Annotated in this window: 24 protein-coding genes; 23 read left to right on the top strand and 1 reads right to left on the bottom strand. The window is 43.2% G+C overall.

Annotated features, from left to right (window positions below):
- Positions 1-12 precede the first annotated feature (12 nt).
- Entirely contained in the window at positions 13-1,062 is a 1,050-nt protein-coding gene (fni, locus tag CJU60_RS05500; RefSeq protein ID WP_024121878.1) for a type 2 isopentenyl-diphosphate Delta-isomerase, read from the top strand.
- 49 nt (positions 1,063-1,111) lie between these two features.
- Here the strand turns inward: fni and CJU60_RS05495 are convergent, their stop codons facing one another.
- A complete protein-coding gene (locus CJU60_RS05495) occupies positions 1,112-1,243 on the bottom strand; it encodes a YpzI family protein (RefSeq protein WP_010334754.1) in 132 nt (43 codons plus the stop codon).
- A gap of 77 nt (positions 1,244-1,320) precedes the next feature.
- On the opposite strand from CJU60_RS05495, the gene CJU60_RS05490 reads away from it, so the two are divergent.
- The 22 genes from CJU60_RS05490 to trpC all read left to right on the top strand — a co-directional run bounded on the left by CJU60_RS05490 (position 1,321) and on the right by trpC (position 20,525).
- Positions 1,321-1,923, top strand: coding sequence for a YphA family membrane protein (locus tag CJU60_RS05490; protein WP_059336631.1), 603 nt, complete (start codon positions 1,321-1,323; stop codon positions 1,921-1,923).
- Entirely contained in the window at positions 1,920-2,813 is an 894-nt protein-coding gene (locus CJU60_RS05485) for a YIEGIA family protein (protein WP_095713190.1), read from the top strand. The genes CJU60_RS05490 and CJU60_RS05485 overlap by 4 nt, the downstream gene beginning before the upstream one ends.
- Positions 2,810-3,004: a capping complex subunit for YIEGIA gene (locus CJU60_RS05480; RefSeq protein ID WP_024121875.1), complete on the top strand. Its 195-nt coding sequence runs from the start codon at positions 2,810-2,812 to the stop codon at positions 3,002-3,004. Before CJU60_RS05485 ends, CJU60_RS05480 begins: the two co-directional genes overlap by 4 nt.
- 153 nt (positions 3,005-3,157) lie before the next feature.
- Positions 3,158-4,468: a ribosome biogenesis GTPase Der gene (gene der / locus CJU60_RS05475; protein ID WP_010334750.1), complete on the top strand. Its 1,311-nt coding sequence runs from the start codon at positions 3,158-3,160 to the stop codon at positions 4,466-4,468.
- Positions 4,469-4,484: 16 nt separating this feature from the next.
- Positions 4,485-5,522, top strand: a complete 1,038-nt coding sequence (locus CJU60_RS05470; protein ID WP_095713189.1) for an NAD(P)H-dependent glycerol-3-phosphate dehydrogenase — start codon at positions 4,485-4,487, stop codon at positions 5,520-5,522.
- 337 nt (positions 5,523-5,859) lie between these two features.
- Positions 5,860-6,063 (top strand): DUF2768 domain-containing protein, encoded by a 204-nt coding sequence (locus CJU60_RS05465; protein WP_024121873.1) that lies wholly within the window; start codon positions 5,860-5,862, stop codon positions 6,061-6,063.
- A gap of 21 nt (positions 6,064-6,084) precedes the next feature.
- Positions 6,085-6,819, top strand: coding sequence for a hypothetical protein (locus CJU60_RS05460; RefSeq protein WP_095713188.1), 735 nt, complete (start codon positions 6,085-6,087; stop codon positions 6,817-6,819).
- A 182-nt stretch (positions 6,820-7,001) separates the two neighbouring features.
- Entirely contained in the window at positions 7,002-8,480 is a 1,479-nt protein-coding gene (gene spoIVA, locus CJU60_RS05455; protein WP_010334746.1) for a stage IV sporulation protein A, read from the top strand.
- Between the two features lie 372 nt (positions 8,481-8,852).
- Complete coding sequence (gene hbs / locus CJU60_RS05450) at positions 8,853-9,131, top strand: non-specific DNA-binding protein Hbs (RefSeq protein ID WP_003153447.1); 279 nt, start codon at positions 8,853-8,855, stop codon at positions 9,129-9,131.
- A gap of 175 nt (positions 9,132-9,306) precedes the next feature.
- Positions 9,307-9,879 (top strand): GTP cyclohydrolase I FolE, encoded by a 573-nt coding sequence (gene folE / locus CJU60_RS05445; protein WP_010334745.1) that lies wholly within the window; start codon positions 9,307-9,309, stop codon positions 9,877-9,879.
- A gap of 21 nt (positions 9,880-9,900) precedes the next feature.
- Complete coding sequence (mtrB, locus tag CJU60_RS05440; RefSeq protein ID WP_024121871.1) at positions 9,901-10,128, top strand: trp RNA-binding attenuation protein MtrB; 228 nt, start codon at positions 9,901-9,903, stop codon at positions 10,126-10,128.
- Positions 10,129-10,293: 165 nt separating this feature from the next.
- Positions 10,294-11,049 carry a heptaprenyl diphosphate synthase component 1 gene (gene hepS / locus CJU60_RS05435; protein ID WP_095713187.1) on the top strand — a complete coding sequence of 252 codons (756 nt, stop codon included), beginning with the start codon at positions 10,294-10,296 and terminating at the stop codon, positions 11,047-11,049.
- Between the two features lie 5 nt (positions 11,050-11,054).
- Positions 11,055-11,756, top strand: a complete 702-nt coding sequence (menG, locus tag CJU60_RS05430; protein ID WP_095713186.1) for a demethylmenaquinone methyltransferase — start codon at positions 11,055-11,057, stop codon at positions 11,754-11,756.
- Positions 11,757-11,781: 25 nt separating this feature from the next.
- Complete coding sequence (gene hepT / locus CJU60_RS05425; RefSeq protein ID WP_024121868.1) at positions 11,782-12,744, top strand: heptaprenyl diphosphate synthase component II; 963 nt, start codon at positions 11,782-11,784, stop codon at positions 12,742-12,744.
- Positions 12,745-12,859: 115 nt separating this feature from the next.
- Complete coding sequence (gene ndk / locus CJU60_RS05420) at positions 12,860-13,309, top strand: nucleoside-diphosphate kinase (protein WP_081638330.1); 450 nt, start codon at positions 12,860-12,862, stop codon at positions 13,307-13,309.
- Between the two features lie 232 nt (positions 13,310-13,541).
- Complete coding sequence (gene cheR, locus CJU60_RS05415; RefSeq protein ID WP_095713301.1) at positions 13,542-14,312, top strand: protein-glutamate O-methyltransferase CheR; 771 nt, start codon at positions 13,542-13,544, stop codon at positions 14,310-14,312.
- A gap of 74 nt (positions 14,313-14,386) precedes the next feature.
- Entirely contained in the window at positions 14,387-15,559 is a 1,173-nt protein-coding gene (gene aroC / locus CJU60_RS05410) for a chorismate synthase (protein WP_024121865.1), read from the top strand.
- Entirely contained in the window at positions 15,559-16,647 is a 1,089-nt protein-coding gene (aroB, locus tag CJU60_RS05405) for a 3-dehydroquinate synthase (RefSeq protein ID WP_095713185.1), read from the top strand. Before aroC ends, aroB begins: the two co-directional genes overlap by 1 nt.
- Positions 16,644-17,027 carry a chorismate mutase gene (gene aroH / locus CJU60_RS05400; protein ID WP_095713184.1) on the top strand — a complete coding sequence of 128 codons (384 nt, stop codon included), beginning with the start codon at positions 16,644-16,646 and terminating at the stop codon, positions 17,025-17,027. Before aroB ends, aroH begins: the two co-directional genes overlap by 4 nt.
- A gap of 217 nt (positions 17,028-17,244) precedes the next feature.
- Positions 17,245-18,792, top strand: coding sequence for an anthranilate synthase component I (trpE, locus tag CJU60_RS05395; protein ID WP_095713183.1), 1,548 nt, complete (start codon positions 17,245-17,247; stop codon positions 18,790-18,792).
- Complete coding sequence (gene trpD / locus CJU60_RS05390; protein WP_095713182.1) at positions 18,764-19,780, top strand: anthranilate phosphoribosyltransferase; 1,017 nt, start codon at positions 18,764-18,766, stop codon at positions 19,778-19,780. The genes trpE and trpD overlap by 29 nt, the downstream gene beginning before the upstream one ends.
- The gene (gene trpC, locus CJU60_RS05385) at positions 19,773-20,525 is read left to right on the top strand and encodes an indole-3-glycerol phosphate synthase TrpC (RefSeq protein ID WP_095713181.1); all 753 of its coding nucleotides are present in this window, start codon (positions 19,773-19,775) and stop codon (positions 20,523-20,525) included. Before trpD ends, trpC begins: the two co-directional genes overlap by 8 nt.
- The last annotated feature ends 1 nt before the right edge of the window (position 20,526 follow it).

Raw genomic sequence — 20,526 nt, 5'->3', positions numbered from 1 at the left:
TTGGTGATAAACGTGACTCGAGCAGAACGGAAAAGAGAACACATCAATCATGCCCTGTCTACCGGCCAAAAGCGGGAGACGGGTCTTGATGATATTACGTTTGTTCATGTCAGTCTGCCCGATCTTGCATTAGAACAAGTAGATATTTCCACAAAAATCGGCGAACTTTCAAGCAGTTCGCCGATTTTTATCAATGCAATGACTGGCGGCGGCGGACAACTTACATATGAAATTAATAAGGCGCTTGCTAGAGCAGCTCGTATAGCTGATATTCCTCTCGCTGTCGGCTCACAAATGTCGGCGTTAAAAGACCCGTCTGAACGCTATTCGTATGAAATCGTCCGAAAGGAAAATCCGAATGGGCTGATTTTTGCCAATCTGGGCAGTGAGGCGACAGCTCGTCAGGCGAAGGAAGCTGTCGAAATGATTGAGGCGGATGCGCTTCAGATTCATCTGAATGTGATTCAGGAAATTGTCATGCCCGAAGGCGACAGAAGCTTTAGCGGCGCTCTTTCCCGTATTGAACAGATCTGCAGCGAAGTCAAAGTGCCTGTCATAATAAAAGAAGTAGGCTTCGGAATGAGCAAAGAATCAGCAAGAAAGCTGTATGAAGCTGGTGCGGCAGCTGTTGATATCGGCGGTTACGGAGGGACAAATTTCTCGAAAATAGAAAATCTCCGAAGACAGCGGAAGATCACTTTTTTCAACTCATGGGGGATTTCAACAGCAGCGAGCCTGGCGGAAATCCGCTCTGAGTTTCCCCGTAAAACAACGATTGCGTCCGGCGGCCTTCAAAATGCGCTTGATGTCGCGAAGGCGATAGCTCTTGGGGCTTCCTGTACCGGAATGGCAGGGCACTTCTTAAAAGCGCTGACTGAAAAAGGCGAAGAAGGGCTGCTTGAAGAGATTCAGCTGATCCTAGAGGAATTAAAAATGATTATGACTGTGCTTGGCACCAGTACGATTTCTGATTTGCAAAGGGCTCCTCTTGTCATAAAAGGTGAGACTCATCACTGGCTGACTGAGAGAGGCATTCATACTTCCAATTACAATGTGCGTTGACAGCTGTATAAGAAAAGCCCAAAACGGTGTGAGTTTTGGGCTTTTTGTATTATGATTTACGCTTTTTAAATTTGCCGTTTTGTTCAAGGCTGGTGGCTCCGTCATAGTGAATCGATTGGTCCCGGTCTGATTCCACTCTGCCCGAAGCCTTGAGTTTTTTCTCCTGTCTGTCTTTTCCCATGATCATTCTCCTTTACGTGAAGCGGTTTGTTTAAAAAAAGTGTTTAGACTCCATACTGGGAGTATGGAGGAAGCGAAATGGAACAATTTTATTATTATTGGTCAATGTGGTTTTTGTGGGTGCTGACAACCTTTATTCTTGGAAAGACGAAAAGGCGCTTTGCCGTCTCAGTATTTATTTTGACTAATATCATCTTAAGCATACATCACTTTACTTTATATTTTTCTCTGAATGCGGCGTACGTGATGTTTCTCGTTTGCGGGTGCGTCTATGCCGGATATTTAGGGATGTATAAACGATTTCGCTATATCATGGTGCACCTGACGCTTGTTTCCGGGTATGCGTTTGTTTATCTTTTTGCATTATATGATCCGGTTTGGTTCATCATAAAACCTGAGTGGACCGCTGTTGTATTATGTGTGCTTTTGACTGCTTCTGTTGAAAGGGATTTTCAGATGCAGCTTGCCTTATATGTTCTAGGAATGTGCCAAGGTGAACTGGTGTATTCTTTTGTCATTCAACAATTGGCAGGGCATACGGCTGTCGGAGGTTTTCAATGGCTTAACGCGTGCTCTGCAGGAACGATATTGCTGTTTGGCATATCAAAGTATGAACAGCTCGCCAGTCAAATTGGCCAGAGAGGCAAAAGATCAAACAAAGGAGCTACTAAAATGTCATGAGTGATTACATCTATCCGATTATTGCGGGGGTCGTAGCAGGAGTCGCCACAAGGCTGTATATGCTGAAAACAGATTACCGTCAGTATCCGACCTATATTCACGGAAAAGTCATTCATATTGCACTTGGGCTTATTGCGGCAGGGTTAGGGGCCATTATTATGCCTGCGCTATTACAGGAGGAGTTTACGGCCATCACGTTTTTGACACTTGCAGCCACTCAATTCAGAGATGTCAGAAATATGGAGCGGAATACGCTGACACAAATGGATTCGTACGAACTTGTCTCAAGAGGGAGCACATATATTGAAGGAATCGCCATTGCGTTTGAAAGCAGAAATTATATCGTAATTTTTACTGCTCTTTTGACAACATCGGCGTACGTGTTTTTCTCAATCTGGACTGCTGTCATCACCGCTGTTGTTTGTTTTTTGTTGGCAATGAAATTTATGTCCGGCAGTGTATTGAAAGATATTGTGGATATTGAGTACATAGAGCCTCACTTCGAAGGGCCGGGTCTGTTTGTAGATAATATTTATATGATGAACATCGGACTTCCGGAGAAACAGGAGCTGATTTTAAAGCATGGAATGGGGTTTATTTTAACCCCTAAAAATTTTAATTCAGCTGCAACCATTGCCAACCTGGGTCAGCGCCAGGCCATTTTATTTGATGTCTCCAATGTGCTGGGGGTATATCGGGACTCAGGAGAGCCGTCCCTGACGCCAATCGCGAAAAGGGATCTTAATGACGGAAGAGTGGGCGTTTTTGTCCTGCCGCAAATTCATCACCCGGAAACAGCTGTTCAGATTATCAGTAATGTTCCGACCTTGGAAAACGCAATCAGAATGCCTACGGAATTTATCAAAAAACAGGATAAGGTGATAGGATGAGTGAATCGCTGACGAAAGTGATTTTGTCTGTTATCACGACAAACCGGAACCGTGCTTCAGGAGGGACACCTATCTTTTTTTGTAATGACCAAAAAGAGATGGAGCTTTTCGCTAAAAACCTTGAGGCAATCCTTGACGGAATTGCCCATAGAATTGGGGAAGATGTTTATTTGATCGTGAAACATTTTTAAGAATAGTTGTGATCCCAGTAAAAACTGATATAATAAATGAGTTAAGCCCTTCCTCTGAAGGGTTTCTTTTCATAAAAGTGAATGAGATGATTTAAATAACCGGTTGAGAATTTATGTAAAAATGAAAGCGGCTGGATCGAAAGGAAGGGTACTATGGGTAAACCTGTCGTAGCCATTGTCGGGAGACCGAATGTAGGAAAATCCACAATCTTTAACCGGATTGCGGGTGAAAGAATTTCAATAGTAGAAGATACCCCTGGTGTGACAAGGGATCGGATATACAGCTCGGCTGAATGGCTGAATTATGATTTTAATTTGATTGATACAGGCGGTATTGATATCGGTGATGAGCCGTTTCTAACACAGATACGCGAGCAGGCCGAAATCGCCATGGATGAAGCGGATGTCATTATTTTTATGGTGAATGGCCGTGAAGGTGTGACTGCTGCTGATGAAGAAGTAGCGAAAATTTTGTACCGCACGAAAAAGCCTGTTGTTTTAGCGGTAAATAAACTGGATAACACAGAAATGAGAGCGAATATTTATGATTTTTATTCGCTGGGCTTTGGTGAACCGTATCCGGTTTCAGGAACACACGGGCTGGGACTCGGTGATTTATTGGATGCCGCAGCGGAGCATTTTAAAAATATCCCTGAGACAAAATACGATGATGAAGTCGTTCAATTTTGCCTGATCGGACGTCCGAATGTAGGGAAGTCTTCTCTGGTAAACGCGATTCTTGGCGAAGATCGTGTCATTGTGAGTAACGTGGCAGGAACAACAAGAGATGCCGTTGATACAACATTTACTTATAACCAGCAGGATTTTGTCATTGTAGACACTGCCGGCATGAGAAAAAAAGGTAAAGTGTATGAAACGACTGAAAAGTACAGCGTGCTGCGGGCGCTGAAAGCCATTGACCGCTCTGAAGTTGTTGCGGTGGTGCTTGACGGTGAGGAAGGCATTATCGAACAGGACAAGCGAATCGCGGGTTATGCACATGAAGCAGGCAAGGCTGTCGTGATCGTAGTAAATAAATGGGATGCTGTTGACAAAGATGAAAGTACGATGAAAGAATTTGAGCAAAATATCCGCGACCACTTTCAATTTCTTGACTATGCACCGATTCTGTTCATGTCAGCATTAACGACAAAACGGATTCATACGCTCATGCCTGCAATCATTAAAGCAAGTGAAAATCACTCACTTCGTGTCCAGACGAATGTCTTAAATGACATCATTATGGATGCTGTGGCAATGAATCCGACACCGACTCATAACGGGTCGCGCTTGAAAATTTATTATGCGACTCAAGTTGCGGTGAAGCCGCCGAGTTTTGTTGTGTTTGTAAACGATCCGGAACTGATGCATTTTTCATACGAACGATTTTTAGAAAACCGAATCAGAGACGCGTTCGGTTTTGAGGGGACACCAATCAAAATATTTGCAAGAGCTAGAAAATAAAAAGGTGTGAATCAAAATGAAAAAAGTAACAATGCTTGGAGCAGGGAGCTGGGGAACCGCGCTGGCTTTGGTTTTAACCGATAACGGAAATGAAGTATGCGTTTGGGCTCACCGTGCAGAGTTAATACATCAAATCAATGAGCTGCATGAGAATAAAGACTATTTGCCAAATGTTAAGCTGCCTACAACTATGAAAGGGACAACCAATATGAAAGAAGCTGTGTCAGACGCAGATTTCATCATAGTTGCTGTTCCGACTAAAGCGATTCGGGAAGTGTTGAGACAGGCAGTGCCTTTTATGACGAAAAAAGCAGTTTTTGTTCATGTGAGTAAGGGGATAGAGCCGGATTCGCTCCTGCGTATTTCTGAAATTATGGAATTTGAGCTCCCGAGTGATGTCAGAAAGGACATTGTCGTGCTCTCCGGGCCGAGCCATGCTGAAGAAGTAGGACTCCGGCATCCGACAACCGTCACTTCCTCTTCAAAGAGCATGCAGGCGGCAGAAGAGGTGCAGGATCTGTTTATAAACCACAATTTTCGGGTGTACACAAATCCTGACGTTATCGGTGTAGAAATCGGAGGCGCTCTGAAAAATATTATCGCCCTTGCTGCTGGCATCACAGACGGCTTAGGATACGGCGATAATGCCAAAGCTGCTTTGATTACGCGGGGTCTTGCTGAAATTGCGAGACTCGGCACAAAAATGGGCGGGAATCCGCTAACGTTTTCCGGATTGACAGGTGTCGGAGACCTGATTGTTACGTGCACAAGTGTTCACTCCAGAAACTGGCGTGCCGGCAATTTACTCGGAAAAGGGTACAAGCTTGAGGACGTTCTCGAAGAAATGGGAATGGTCGTTGAGGGAGTGCGCACGACAAAAGCGGCTTACCAGCTTTCAGAAAAATATCAGGTGCAAATGCCGATTACAGAAGCCCTTCATCAAGTTCTGTTTAATGGACAAAAGGTAGAAACCGCTGTTGAATCCTTAATGGCGAGAGGGAAAACCCACGAGATGGAGGACTTGGTGAATACATTTGATAACCAAGTTAAATAAAAGTGTCAACGGAATAGAAATCCGCATATCCTAATTGCACGAAAGCCCGAAACACAGAAGAATACCCATGCCTTGGGATCTCCTGAAACATTTTACCGATTTAGGCAAGAGAGGATGCATCTGTATGCAAAGTCGCATACTATAGCATCGAAGTCCAAGAGAGTGTTTCTTAAACGTAGGTGAATATAGTCAATTTGACTGAAGCAAAGTCCCCCTCTTTGCTTCAGTTTTTTTTATTCTATCAAAGGATGGAAAATCTGGTTGATCTTTTCAAGCGCTGTATATTAAAATAAAATGTAACGCTTACAAAACAAATGTCGGAGGGGGCGCGGGTCATTTGAGTCTGGCATTGATCAAAATGTGGTTTGCCCTTGGTTCCATGGGGCTGATGTTTCTGGCCGTAGCATGCATCTATTTAAGCCGTTTTAAATGCCGAAACCGTTTTCTGAAGATTGCGGTTTCATCGTTTGCTTACATGTGTGTATTGATTTCAGGAATTATTGTATTTGTGGTGGTATTCAGCGGCCCTGTTAATGAATAAAGCTGTAAAAGGAAGTGCTGTATGGGTAAACTGAAGTGCGCTATGATTTTTGTAGCAGTGATTTTCTTATCTGGATGTTTATATCCACATGAGCGGAAAAGCAGTGTACAAGCCACTCCATATCAGGACCAATTAAAGCTGGTTCAATCAGCCGTTGATGAATTTCAAAAGGCAAACGGAGGACTGCTTCCCATTCAAACAAAAGATATGTCAACACCGCTTTATCAAAAATATCCGATAGATTTTAACCGTTTAGCGCCGAGATATATGGCTGAACCTCCAAGCACGGCATATGAAAGCGGCGGAGACTATCAATACGTGCTTGTCGATGTAGAGAATAATCCGACTGTTAAACTGATTGATGTAAAGATGGCAGAAAAAATACGTGATATCAAATTACGCGTTCAAATGTACCGCCAAGAACATAAATATCCGCCATATCAGGATGTATTAGCGCGTGACTTGTTTACGCTTGATGGGAAAAAACTAGGGGAGGCTGACTCTCTTTCTGTCACAAGCCCAATCTCAGGAAACTCCCTGCCGCTTATGATTGACGGAGACGGAGAAATTTATGCCGACTATAGGACAGAGCTCGTTTCCTGTCTCAAAAAAAGCAAAAAAACTTTTAAACCCGGCACGGAAATACAGGGCATAATATGGGAAGAGACGCCTTTCGTCCCCGCATTTTCAGTGAAATATACCGTTAATGACAAACAAGAACCTGTTTTTTTAGAAAATGATATAAAAAAGGAATGAACCTTTCTCCCTTGCATACAAATAGGGAGAAAGGTTTTTTTATACTTTAATAGATTAAGGATAGAAAATTTTCTAAAGATGTCATATTGAAATAGGACAACGTCATACACATATAGTGTCCTGTGTTTGATTGAAAAAGGTTAATAAAATTGATAAGGATAGGAAGTCCGGGAGGGGATCACTTGGAAAAGGTCGATATTTTCAAGGATATCGCTGAACGAACAGGAGGCGATATATACTTAGGAGTCGTTGGTGCTGTCCGTACAGGGAAATCTACGTTTATTAAGAAATTTATGGAGCTTGTGGTGCTCCCGAATATCAGTAATGAAGCAGACCGGGCACGTGCGCAGGATGAACTGCCACAAAGCGCAGCCGGAAAAACGATTATGACTACAGAGCCTAAATTTGTTCCGAATCAGGCGATGTCTGTTCATGTATCAGACGGACTCGATGTCAATATAAGATTAGTAGATTGTGTAGGCTACACAGTGCCGGGTGCAAAAGGATACGAGGATGAAAACGGCCCGCGGATGATTAATACACCTTGGTACGAAGAACCGATCCCATTTCATGAGGCTGCTGAAATCGGAACGCGGAAGGTGATTCAAGAACATTCGACCATCGGAGTGGTTATTACGACAGACGGCACGATTGGTGATATCGCCAGAAGTGACTATATAGAGGCAGAAGAAAGAGTCATTGAAGAGCTGAAAGAAGTCGGAAAACCCTTTATTATGGTCATTAACTCAGTAAAACCTTATCACCCGGAGACAGAGGCGATGCGCCAGGATTTAAGCGAGAAATACGATATCCCTGTTTTGGCAATGAGCGTAGAAAGTATGCGGGAAAACGATGTACTGAATGTTCTCAGAGAGGCTCTTTATGAGTTTCCTGTGCTTGAAGTAAATGTAAATCTTCCAAGCTGGGTCATGGTGCTGAAAGAAAACCATTGGCTGCGCGAGAGCTATCAGGAATCAGTGAAGGAAACTGTTAAGGATATTAAACGCCTCCGTGATGTCGACAGGGTTGTCGGTCAATTCAGTGAGTTTGAGTTTATTGAAAGTGCCGGATTAGCCGGGATTGAGCTCGGCCAAGGGGTTGCAGAAATTGATTTGTATGCGCCCGACCATTTATATGATCAAATCCTAAAAGAAGTGGTAGGCGTTGAAATCAGGGGCAGAGACCACCTACTAGAGCTGATGCAGGATTTTGCCCATGCGAAAACGGAATATGACCAGGTGTCCGACGCTTTAAAAATGGTCAAACAGACGGGATACGGCATTGCAGCGCCTGCTTTAACTGACATGAGTCTGGATGAGCCGGAAATTATACGGCAAGGCTCCAGATTCGGCGTAAGATTGAAAGCTGTCGCACCGTCAATCCATATGATCAAAGTGGATGTCGAAAGCGAATTTGCGCCGATTATCGGAACTGAAAAACAAAGCGAGGAACTGGTGCGTTACTTAATGCAGGACTTTGAGGATGATCCGCTTTCAATTTGGAACTCTGACATTTTTGGAAGATCGCTCAGCTCTATCGTGAGAGAAGGGATTCAGGCTAAGCTGTCACTGATGCCTGAAAACGCACGATATAAATTAAAAGAAACATTAGAAAGAATCATAAACGAAGGATCAGGCGGCTTAATCGCCATTATCCTGTAATGCGGGGAGACCTCTTTATAGAATAGGAGGTCTTTTTTCTTTGCTCTTAATATTGGAAAAGGATCAAGGAATAGGATGAAAAAAGGAAAAAAAGGAATATTTGTTCGATAAATCACGTTAAATCCTTGACGAGCAAGGGATTGACGCTTTAAAATGCTTGATATGGCTTTTTATATGTGTTACTCTACATACAGAAATTCTTCACTCTGATGGACAAACATTCCTTGGAGTGCAGTTTTTCTTAAAAGCCGTTTAATTGTCTTTCTCTTGCTTGTCTGATTTTTTTCTCAGGCAGGTTTAGAATCAGACTGAACTGTGAAGAAATGATAATAAACGAACTGAGCTTATTCCTTTTGGGAGGAGGTGAAAGGCATGAACAAAACAGAACTTATTAATGCGGTTGCGGAAGCAAGCGAATTGTCTAAAAAAGACGCGACAAAAGCAGTTGACTCTGTTTTTGATACGATCTTAGATGCACTTAAAAACGGTGATAAAATCCAACTGATCGGTTTTGGTAACTTCGAGGTGCGTGAACGTTCTGCACGTAAAGGACGCAACCCTCAAACAGGTGAAGAAATCGAAATTCCAGCAAGCAAAGTACCTGCTTTCAAACCAGGTAAAGCGCTTAAAGACGCAGTTGCCGGAAAATAATTGTGAATATAGATCGTGTATGCATCTAGATTACATACACTTTATTTCTTCACAGAAAAGCCCCTTCTTAAGGGGCTTTTCATTTTTTTAGGAGCGTGTGCATTCACTTTGCTTTTAGCGGGGCATGTGTGCTAGAATCGAAATTAAATGTATTCATTGGTGGAGGACACAGAACATGAAAGAAGTTAATAAAGAACAAATCGAACAAGCTGTTCGTCAAATTTTAGAAGCGATCGGAGAGGACCCAAACAGAGAAGGGCTTCTTGATACTCCGAAACGAGTCGCAAAGATGTATGCCGAAGTATTCTCCGGCTTGAATGAAGATCCAAAAGAACATTTCCAGACTATCTTCGGTGAAGACCATGAGGAGCTTGTTCTAGTAAAAGATATCGCGTTTCATTCTATGTGTGAGCATCACCTTGTTCCTTTTTACGGAAAAGCACATGTTGCATATATACCGCGGGGCGGAAAAGTCACAGGGCTCAGCAAATTGGCGCGTGCTGTTGAGGCAGTTGCAAAGCGTCCGCAGCTTCAGGAGCGCATCACTTCTACAATTGCAGAAAGCATCGTAGAAACGCTTGATCCGCATGGCGTAATGGTTGTTGTTGAAGCAGAGCATATGTGTATGACAATGCGGGGCGTAAGAAAGCCGGGCGCCAAAACAGTCACTTCAGCTGTCAGAGGCATTTTCAAAGATGATGCTGCTGCACGTTCAGAAGTATTGGAACATATTAAACGTCAGGACTAATAAAGATAGAGGGTGCTATAAATGAACGAAAAGCATTCAAGCGATTTTGTCGTCATTAAAGCAATTGAGGATGGAGTGAATGTGATCGGCCTGACAAGGGGAACGGACACAAAGTTTCACCATTCCGAAAAACTCGACAAGGGAGAAGTGATCATTGCTCAGTTTACAGAGCATACTTCTGCCATTAAAGTCAGAGGAGAGGCGCTCATTCAAACCGCATACGGAGAAATGAAAAGCGAAAAAAAATAAGCTGGCTGTCCCCGCTGTTTTAAAGCAAATGCTCGCAAACAGCGGGAGGATACAGCCAATTTGTTTTTTTTATGCTATAATGATACCTGCGTAATCTTATGACAAAATAAAACTCATACATATGATTTAGAAATAAATGTGAATTTGGGGACAAGGGTGATATTTTTGCAAGACATCTACGGAACTTTAGCCAATCTGAACACGAAAATAAAACAAAAGCTGTCTCATCCTTATTTAGCGAAGCATATTTCTGCGCCTAAGATCGATGAGGATAAGCTTCTTCTTTTTCATGCATTATTTGAGGAAGCCGACATAAAAAACAATGACAGAGAAAATTATATTGTAACAGCGATGCTTGTACAAAGCGCCCTTGATACCCATGATGAAGTAACGACAGCCAGAGTCATAAAACGAGACGAAAACAAGAACCGCCAATTGACTGTTCTAGCAGGCGATTATTTCAGCGGACTGTACTATTCATTACTATCTGAAATGAAGGATATCTACATGATTAGAACGCTCGCTACAGCAATTAAAGAAATCAATGAACATAAAATTCGTCTGTATGACCGATCTGTAAAGGACGAACACCATTTTTTCGAAAGTGTCGGCATCGTTGAATCAGCTCTATTCCATCGGGTGTCTGAACATTTCAATCTCCCGCGCTGGAATAAGCTATCGAGTGATTTTTTTGTATATAAGCGGCTTATGACCGGAAATGATACATTTTTAGATGTGATCGGCAGTGTTATACAGCTGGGGAAAACAAAAGAAGAGATGCTGGAAGAGTGTTTTAAGAAAGCAAAGAACAGCATTGAGTCACTTCTGCCTCTAAGCTCACCTATTCAGCAAATTTTATTAAACCGCCTGAAGACAATCAGCCAAGACGAAACTTATCATCAGAAAGTGGAAGAAGGGTAACCATTATGCAGGACTCAAAAGAACAGCGCGTACACGGAGTATTTGAAAAAATATATAAAAACTACGACCAAATGAACTCTGTCATCAGTTTTCAGCAGCACAAAAAATGGCGTGATAAAACGATGCGCATCATGGGTGTAAAAGAAGGCGACAAAGCTCTTGATGTTTGCTGCGGAACAGCTGACTGGACGATTGCTCTTGCAAAAGCAGCCGGTAAAACCGGTGAGATAAAGGGTTTGGATTTCAGCGAAAACATGCTGAGCGTCGGCAAACAGAAAGTAAAAGACGGCGGTTTCAGTCAAATCGAACTGCTGCACGGAAATGCAATGGAGCTCCCTTTTGATGATAATACATTTGATTTTGTAACAATTGGCTTCGGACTGCGTAATGTGCCGGATTATTTGACCGTACTGAAAGAAATGAGACGTGTGGTGAAGCCTGGCGGACAAGTAGTATGCCTGGAAACCTCACAGCCTGAAATGTTTGGATTTAGACAGGCTTATTTTATGTACTTTAAGTATATTATGCCGTTTTTCGGGAAGCTGTTTGCGAAAAGCTATAAAGAATACTCGTGGCTCCAAGAGTCAGCCAGAGAATTCCCTGGTATGAAGGAACTGGCAGGCCTGTTTGAAGAGGCGGGTCTGAAAAATGTCAAATATCATTCGTTTACTGGCGGAGTTGCTGCCACGCATATCGGATGGAAATGAAAACACAGATGTTTGGGTGAATGATATGAAATTTAAAATGGCCTACTCTTTTTTAAATGACGATATTGATGTAATTGAAAGGGAGCTTGAACAAACCGTACGCTCCGATTATCCGCTTTTGAGCGAGGCGGGTCTTCATCTTTTGCAGGCAGGAGGCAAACGGATTCGGCCTGTCTTCGTTCTGCTTTCCGGCATGTTTGGCGATTACGATATCAATAAGATTAAATATGTCGCTGTCACTCTGGAAATGATTCATATGGCATCGTTGGTTCATGATGATGTCATTGACGATGCGGAGCTTCGCCGGGGAAAGCCGACGATCAAAGCCAAATGGGATAACCGAATTGCGATGTATACAGGCGATTATATGCTTGCCGGATCTCTTGAAATGATGACGAGAATTAATGAACCGAAAGCTCATCGGATCTTGTCACAGACCATTGTTGAAGTGTGTCTTGGAGAGATTGAACAAATCAAAGACAAATACAACATGGAACAGAATCTCAGAACGTACCTGCGGCGCATAAAGAGAAAAACGGCGCTTCTTATCGCTGTCAGCTGCCAGCTGGGGGCTATTGCGTCCGGAGCTGAAGAAAAGATTCATAAGGCGCTCTACTGGTTTGGATATTATGTCGGCATGTCTTATCAAATCATTGATGATATTCTTGATTTTACTTCAACTGAAGAAGAACTGGGTAAACCGGTTGGAGGCGATTTGCTTCAAGGAAATGTTACATTGCCTGTCCTATATGCATTAAAAAACCCAGCTTTAAAGAATCAGCTTAAATTAATTAACAGCGAGACGACACAAGAACAGCTTGCGCCCATTATTGAAGAAATCAAAAAGACAGATGCAATTGAAGCATCGATGGCAGTGAGCGAGATGTATCTGCAAAAAGCTTTCCAAAAACTTAACACGCTTCCGAGAGGGCGTGCGCGTTCTTCTCTTGCAGCCATCGCAAAATATATCGGCAAAAGAAAATTTTAATTTTTTGTAGATATTAAGAAATTTCTCCGCCCCGGATTGATTAATTATCTGAAAGATGTTACGATTTCGGTGTGCAATGTGAAAGCCTATACATACATATGATGGGGTGGAGAATGTGATGGAAAAGACTTTTATCATGGTGAAACCGGACGGTGTCCAACGGCAGCTGATCGGGGAAATTTTATCTAGATTCGAACGTAAGGGCTTACAATTAGCTGGCGCAAAGCTGATGAGAGTAACTGAACAAATGGCTGAGAAACACTATGCCGAACATCAAGGAAAGCCTTTCTTTGGAGAACTTGTTGAGTTTATTACTTCCGGACCAGTTTTTGCGATGGTGTGGGAAGGCGAAAATGTCGTTGAAGTGACCAGGCAGCTGATTGGAAAAACAAACCCTAAAGAAGCATTGCCAGGCACCATTCGCGGGGATTTCGGCATGTTTGTCGGAAAAAATATTATCCACGGCTCTGATTCTCTGGAAAGCGCTGAGCGTGAGATTAATATTTTCTTTAAGGATGAAGAGTTAGTATCATATCAACAACTCATGACAGGCTGGATCTATTAATCATTGCTGAAAAAGCCGAGAGAAGAGCCGGCATCTGCACTCCGCCGGTTCCGGCTTTTTTGTAAAGGTTTACATTGACTTGAATATATGGCTAAACGGCAGGGGATCCACCACTGTCTTTACCAATCATCTGAAATCAGCTGAAAAGCTGATTTTTTTATTTGAAACAATACAATTTCCTGATAAAACAAGCTATACTAGGACAAAAGACAGCGAGACTGGGAGAGAAGAGATGGATACATACAGCGTATTTACAACCAAATGGAAGCAATTAACCGGAGTTGATTTAACTTTATACAAAGAAGCGCAAATGAAGAGAAGGCTGACATCTCTTTATGAGAAAAAAGGTTTTCAAAGCTTTAAGGATTTTGCAGCGGCACTAGAAAAGGATCAGGCGCTTTTAAATGAAACTTTGGACAGAATGACGATTAATGTTTCAGAATTTTATCGAAATTATAAAAGATGGGAAGTTCTTGAAACAGCTATTTTGCCTTTAATCAAACATTCTAAGCCTTTAAAAATATGGAGCGCGGCATGCTCTACAGGGGAGGAGCCTTATACGCTCGCAATGATTTTAGATCAGCAGAAAGGGCTCCCAGGCTATCAGATTTTGGCGACTGATATAGATGATAAGGCACTGGAAAAAGCGAAAAAAGGCGTGTATCAGGAGCGGTCTTTGCAAGAAGTGCCGTCTTCTGTGAAGGATCGTTATTTTACTCAAAACGCTGATAAGAGCTATGAAGTGAAACATGGCATAAAGAAGAACATTAGGTTTCAAAAACATAATCTGCTTGCGGATCGCTACGAGCAAGACTTTGATTTGATTGTGTGCCGCAATGTTTTTATTTATTTTACAGAAAACGCAAAGGAAGAGCTGTACTTAAAAATGGCTCATAGCTTAAAAAAGAATGGGGTTCTCTTTGTCGGCAGCACAGAGCAGATCTTCAATCCGGAGAAATTCGGCCTTTCTCCTGCGGATACATTCTTTTATCAAAAAAGATAGACTGACTTTTTGCTGAAAAATATGTTATAGTAGTTTTACTTAAAAGCGTTAATGCGATGAAGGGAGAAGAAGTCATGAGATATTTAACAGCCGGTGAATCACACGGCCCCCAATTGACAACCATTATTGAAGGTGTGCCTGCGGGGCTTTACATAACTGAGGAAGATATCAACTTTGAGCTTGGCAGACGCCAGAAAGGCCATGGCCGCGGGCGCCGCATGCAGATCGAAAAGGATCAGGCGAAAATTATGAGCGGGGTGCGCCATGCCCGCACTCTCGGTTCACCAATCGCTCTTGTCGTAGAAAATAACGATTGGAAACACTGGACTAAAATTATGGGTGCGGCTCCGATTACTGAAGAAGAAGAAAAGGAAATGAAACGCCAAATTTCCAGACCGAGACCGGGACACGCAGATTTAAACGGTGCGATTAAATATAACCACCGCGATATGAGAAATGTGCTTGAGCGCTCTTCAGCTCGTGAAACGACCGTAAGAGTGGCGGCAGGCGCTGTCGCTAAAAAGATCCTTTCTGAGCTTGGTATTAAGGTAGCGGGCCACGTATTACAGATTGGGGCAGTTAAGGCTGAAAAAACGGATTATACTTCAATTGATGACTTGAAGCGTGTGACTGAAGAGTCTCCGGTCAGATGCTACGATGAAGAAGCAGGCAAAAAAATGATGGATGCCATTGACGAAGCGAAGGCAAACGGAGATTCCATCGGCGGAATTGTGGAAGTGATTGTTGAAGGAATGCCGGTGGGCGTGGGCAGCTACGTTCATTATGACCGTAAACTGGACAGCAAGCTTGCTGCGGCAGTACTGTCTATTAATGCATTTAAAGGTGTGGAATTCGGCATCGGTTTTGAAGCGGCCGGAAGAAACGGAAGCGAGGTTCATGACGAGATCATTTGGGACGAAGAAAAAGGATATACGCGTGCTACGAACAGACTTGGCGGATTGGAAGGCGGCATGACGACAGGAATGCCAATCGTTGTCCGCGGAGTCATGAAGCCGATTCCGACATTATATAAACCGCTGAAAAGTGTGGATATTGAAACGAAAGAACCATTTTCTGCCAGCATTGAACGTTCAGACAGCTGCGCAGTGCCAGCAGCAAGTGTAGTGGCGGAAGCTGCTGTTGCATGGGAAATTGCTAACGCTGTTGTTGAACAATTCGGCTTAGACCAAATTGACCGCATTAGAGAAAACGTGGAGAATATGAGAAAACTGTCGAGGGAATTTTAATGAGAACACTGCATGTTCAAACCGCTTCCTCTTCGTATCCTGTATTTATCGGACAAGGAATCAGAAAAAAGGCTTGCGAACTATTAACCTCGCTAAACAGGCCATTAACACGCATTATGCTTGTTACCGATGAAGAAGTGGATCGCCTGTACGGTGGTGAAATGCTTCACGTGCTGGAAGAAAAATGGCCTGTGAAAAAAGTGACGGTGCCGAGCGGAGAGCAGGCGAAATCAATGGATATGTACACGAAGCTGCAGAGTGAAGCGATTCGATTTCATATGGATCGCTCCTCATGCATCATCGCTTTTGGAGGCGGTGTTGTAGGAGATCTTGCTGGATTTGTGGCTGCCACTTTTATGCGCGGCATTGATTTCATTCAAATGCCTACAACGCTTTTGGCGCATGACAGCGCGGTCGGAGGAAAAGTAGCGGTGAATCATCCGCTTGGAAAAAATCTGATCGGCGCATTTTATCAGCCCAAAGCAGTGCTTTACGATACGGACTTTCTCCGTTCCCTACCGGAAAAAGAGCTTCGGTCCGGGATGGCAGAAGTGATTAAGCATGCTTTTATTTATGACAGAGAATTCCTGAAAGATCTGCTGGACATTCACTCATTGAACGATATCACCAGTGAGCAGCTGAATGACATGATTTTTAAAGGTATTTCGATTAAAGCGTCTGTCGTTCATCAGGATGAAAAGGAAGAAGGAATCAGAGCCTATCTTAACTTTGGGCATACACTCGGCCACGCAGTTGAGGCGGAGTATGGCTACGGACAGATCACCCACGGTGATGCGGTAGCACTCGGTATGCAGTTTGCTTTATATATAAGTGAACAGGAAGCCGGCTGTGAAATGGACAGAAATCGATTAGTCAGCTGGCTTAAGAACCTAGGCTATCCAAGCCGCATTAAAAAAGAAACGGCAACTTCCGTGCTTTTAGACCGTATGATGAATGATAAAAAAACCCGCGGCGGTATGATTCAATTCATCGTTCTCAAAGAATTAGGAAAAGTCGCCGACCATACGTTTTCAAGAGATGAACTTGAGAGCTGGCTGAACAAATGGCGAATGGAGGAGACATCATGATGATTCGTGGAATTCGCGGAGCAACTACAGTAGAAAAGGATACTGAAGAAGAGATTTTACAAAAAACCAAACAGCTGTTAGAAAAAATGATAGAAGAAAACAAAACAAAGCCGGAAGATGTTGTTCAAATGCTTCTATCGGCGACGCCTGACCTGCACTCTGTTTTCCCGGCAAAAGCTGTCCGTGAGCTTTCTGGCTGGCAGTATGTGCCGGTGACATGTATGCAGGAAATGGATGTTACAGGCGGGCTGAAAAAATGTATAAGGGTCATGATGACTGTTCAGACTGAAGTTCCTCAGAATCAAATCAGACATGTCTATTTAGAAAAAGCGGTTGTATTAAGACCCGATTTATCATTGACAAAAAATAATGAATTGTAATACGATTAGAACAGCTTAGAAATACACAAGAGTGTGTATAAAGCTTAGTGAATGAGTTGAGTTAGAGAATAGGGTAGCAGAGAATGAGTGTAGTTGAGCTGAGACATGTATGTTTATTCTACCCAAAAGAAGCCTTTCTTTTGGGTTTATTTTGTTATATCTTGATTTTCCCTCTCATGCCTTCTTCTCATTCTCCTTGCCAAAAGGAGTGAGAGCAATGAATTTCCAATCAAACATTTCTGCATTTTTAGAGGACAGTATGTCCTACCGCACCATACCGATTGTGGAGACATTCACAGTTGACACACTGACACCTATCCAAATGATCGAGCAGCTGGACAGGAAGATCACTTACCTTCTTGAAAGCAAGGATGACACATCAAATTGGTCCAGATATTCGTTCATCGGCCTTCAGCCATTTCTCACGATCAAAGAACAGCAAAATGATTTTACTGCTCAAGATGAGAATGACCGATCCCTTTACACTGGAAAAGAATTAAAAGAGGTTCTGGATTGGATGAATGCAGCATACAAAATCAAAACGCCAGAGCTTGCCATTCCCTTTGTAGGCGGAGCTGTCGGGTATTTAAGCTATGATATGATTCCGATGATTGAACCTTCTGTTCCTCGCCACAGGAAGGAAACGGAATTTGAAAAGTGTATGCTGTTTGTTTGCAGCACATTAATTGCTTATGATCATGAAACAAAAAACGTCCACTTTATTCAGTATGCTAGATTGAATGGACAAGAAACTGAAGCTGAAAAAATTGCTGTGTTCAATAAAAATCACCGAGAGCTCCAAGGCCTCATTGATAAGATGATGGATCAAAAAAACATAAAAGAACTGTTTCTTTCATCTGAGTCATATAAGACACCAGGTTTCGATTCAGTATCTTCAAATTACGAAAAATCAGCGTTTATGGCAGATGTAGAAAAGATCAAAGAATATATAAAAGCAGGCGACATCTTTCAAGGTGTCCTGTCACAAAAATTTGAGATTCCGATAACAGCAGATTCCTTCGAATTGTACAGAGTGCTGCGAATCGTCAATCCTTCGCCGTATATGTATTATATAAAACTCCCGGACAGAGAGATTGTCGGCAGCTCTCCGGAACGGTTAATCCACGTTCAAGACGGGCATTTGGAAATCCATCCGATTGCCGGAACAAGAAAAAGAGGCGCAGACAAAGAGGAAGATGAAAAACTCAAAATTGAGCTGATGAAAGATGAAAAAGAAAAAGCGGAGCATTATATGCTCGTTGATCTAGCTCGAAACGATATCGGCAGAGTGGCAGAGTATGGATCGGTTGCTGTGCCGGAGTTCACAAAGATCGTCTCATTTTCACATGTTATGCACATCATTTCAGTCGTCACAGGGAGGTTGAAAGAGGGAGTTCACCCTGTCGATGCGCTAATGTCGGCTTTTCCTGCGGGAACTTTAACCGGGGCCCCAAAAATCCGCGCCATGCAGCTTTTAAATGAACTGGAGCCGACACCGAGAGAGACATACGGCGGCTGCATCGCCTACATCGGATTTGACGGGAATATCGACTCCTGTATTACGATCCGCACCATGAGCGTAAAAAACGGTGTCGCATCCATACAGGCTGGAGCAGGTATTGTTGCTGATTCTGTGCCGGAAGCCGAATATGAAGAAAGCTGTAACAAAGCGGGCGCACTGCTGAAAACCATTCATATTGCTGAAGACATGTTTCGTAGCAAGGGGGATGAAGCCGATGAACCAATTTCTGCAAACGTGCGTTGATGGTAAGACACTTACTGCTGTTGAAGCGGAAGCGCTTATGAATATGATGATGACAGCAGAAATGACTCCTTCTGAAATGGGCGGTATATTGTCAATCCTGGCTCATCGGGGTGAAACTGCAGAAGAGCTGGCGGGCTTTGTGAAGGCCATGCGGACACATGCCCTTACGGTAGACGGACTTCATGATGTGGTTGACACATGCGGTACAGGCGGTGACGGCATCTCTACCTTTAATATTTCAACGGCATCGGCAATCGTTGCTTCAGCAGCAGGAGCTAAAATTGCTAAGCACGGCAATCGCTCCGTATCCTCTAAAAGCGGAAGCGCCGATGTTCTAGAAGAGCTTGGGATACCAATCCAAACCACACCTGAAGAAGTCAGAATCAGCATTGAAACAAATAACATGGGATTTCTCTTTGCGCCGCTTTATCATTCGTCCATGAAACATGTGGCGGGCACAAGAAAAGAGCTCGGATTCAGAACGATTTTTAATTTGCTCGGACCGCTCAGCAATCCTTTGCAGGCGAAGCGTCAGGTGATCGGTGTCTATTCTGCTGAAAAAGCGGGATTGATGGCAAGCGCACTCGAAATGTTCCAGCCGCAGCATGTACTATTCGCAGCAAGCCGTGACGGTTTAGATGAGCTTTCGGTTACATCACCGACCGATGTGATTGAAATAAAGGATGGAGAGCGCCGGGAATATACTGTTTCACCCGAAGACTTCGGCTTCAAAAATGGCAGACTTGAAGATATACAGGTGCAGTCACCGACAGAAAGCGCTCATCTGATTCAGAATATTTTTGAAAATAAAAGCAGCCGATCAGCTTTATATATTACAGCCTTTAATGCCGGCGCTGCGATATACACGGCGGGTATTGCCGAAACACTGAAAGAAGGAACGGAGCTTGCGTTAGAAACGATTGCAAGCGGAGGTGCCGCAGCGCAGCTTGATAGACTGAAACAGAAAGAGGGAGAGATCTATGCTTGAAAACATAATCAATCAAAAAAAAGAAGAAGTCAAAACTCTCATCCTGCCAGAAGAGCAGCCTTTTGAAAAACGGTCTTTTAAAGAGGCGCTGGCTAACCCGAACCGTTTTATCGGATTGATTGCCGAAGTCAAAAAAGCGTCGCCGTCAAAAGGACTCATTAAAGAAGATTTTGTTCCGGAGCGGATTGCAAAAGACTATGAAGCTGCGCAGGCAGACGCGCTTTCTGTTTTAACTGACTTTCCGTTTTTCCAAGGGAAAAACAGTTATTTATCAGACGTAAAGCGTGCTGTTTCGATTCCGGTGCTGAGAAAAGATTTTATTATCGATTCTATTCAAGTGGAGGAATCAAAGAGAATTGGAGCAGATGCCATATTGTTAATCGGAGAGGTGCTTGATCCTGTACAGCTTCACGAGTTGTATCTCGAAGCAGGGGAAAAGGAAATGGACGTGTTAGTGGAGGTTCATGATCAAACGACGCTTGAACAAATAGTGAAGGTATTCACCCCTGATATTCTCGGTATTAATAATCGAAACTTAAAAACGTTTGAAACTTCGCTTGAACAGACGAAACAGATTGCATCCCTAGTTCCGAAAGAATGCTTGCTTGTCAGTGAAAGCGGCATTGGTTCTTTAGAACATTTAACATTTGTCAAAGAACATGGAGCACAAGCTGTTCTAATCGGAGAGTCATTGATGAGACAGCATTCACAGCAAAAAGCAATCCATGCTTTGTATGGGGAGTGAG

The sequence above is a fragment of the Bacillus sp. 7705b genome (assembly GCF_002289525.1).
GTDB classification, from domain to species: domain Bacteria; phylum Bacillota; class Bacilli; order Bacillales; family Bacillaceae; genus Bacillus; species Bacillus halotolerans.
Note: the sequence above shows the minus strand (reverse complement) of the source record. Positions and strands in the feature narration are given on the sequence as shown.

Bases quoted from the DNA above. Each gene is read 5' to 3' on its own strand.
- CJU60_RS05495 (WP_010334754.1), bottom strand. From the start codon at position 1,243: ATGGGAAAAGACAGACAGGAGAAAAAACTCAAGGCTTCGGGCAGAGTG.
- CJU60_RS05490 (WP_059336631.1), top strand. From the start codon at position 1,321: ATGGAACAATTTTATTATTATTGGTCAATGTGGTTTTTGTGGGTGCTG.
- CJU60_RS05485 (WP_095713190.1), top strand. From the start codon at position 1,920: ATGAGTGATTACATCTATCCGATTATTGCGGGGGTCGTAGCAGGAGTC.
- CJU60_RS05480 (WP_024121875.1), top strand. From the start codon at position 2,810: ATGAGTGAATCGCTGACGAAAGTGATTTTGTCTGTTATCACGACAAAC.
- der (WP_010334750.1), top strand. From the start codon at position 3,158: ATGGGTAAACCTGTCGTAGCCATTGTCGGGAGACCGAATGTAGGAAAA.
- CJU60_RS05470 (WP_095713189.1), top strand. From the start codon at position 4,485: ATGAAAAAAGTAACAATGCTTGGAGCAGGGAGCTGGGGAACCGCGCTG.
- CJU60_RS05460 (WP_095713188.1), top strand. From the start codon at position 6,085: ATGGGTAAACTGAAGTGCGCTATGATTTTTGTAGCAGTGATTTTCTTA.
- hbs (WP_003153447.1), top strand. From the start codon at position 8,853: ATGAACAAAACAGAACTTATTAATGCGGTTGCGGAAGCAAGCGAATTG.
- folE (WP_010334745.1), top strand. From the start codon at position 9,307: ATGAAAGAAGTTAATAAAGAACAAATCGAACAAGCTGTTCGTCAAATT.
- mtrB (WP_024121871.1), top strand. From the start codon at position 9,901: ATGAACGAAAAGCATTCAAGCGATTTTGTCGTCATTAAAGCAATTGAG.
- menG (WP_095713186.1), top strand. From the start codon at position 11,055: ATGCAGGACTCAAAAGAACAGCGCGTACACGGAGTATTTGAAAAAATA.
- hepT (WP_024121868.1), top strand. From the start codon at position 11,782: ATGAAATTTAAAATGGCCTACTCTTTTTTAAATGACGATATTGATGTA.
- cheR (WP_095713301.1), top strand. From the start codon at position 13,542: ATGGATACATACAGCGTATTTACAACCAAATGGAAGCAATTAACCGGA.
- aroC (WP_024121865.1), top strand. From the start codon at position 14,387: ATGAGATATTTAACAGCCGGTGAATCACACGGCCCCCAATTGACAACC.
- aroB (WP_095713185.1), top strand. From the start codon at position 15,559: ATGAGAACACTGCATGTTCAAACCGCTTCCTCTTCGTATCCTGTATTT.
- aroH (WP_095713184.1), top strand. From the start codon at position 16,644: ATGATGATTCGTGGAATTCGCGGAGCAACTACAGTAGAAAAGGATACT.
- trpE (WP_095713183.1), top strand. From the start codon at position 17,245: ATGAATTTCCAATCAAACATTTCTGCATTTTTAGAGGACAGTATGTCC.
- trpD (WP_095713182.1), top strand. From the start codon at position 18,764: ATGAACCAATTTCTGCAAACGTGCGTTGATGGTAAGACACTTACTGCT.
- trpC (WP_095713181.1), top strand. From the start codon at position 19,773: ATGCTTGAAAACATAATCAATCAAAAAAAAGAAGAAGTCAAAACTCTC.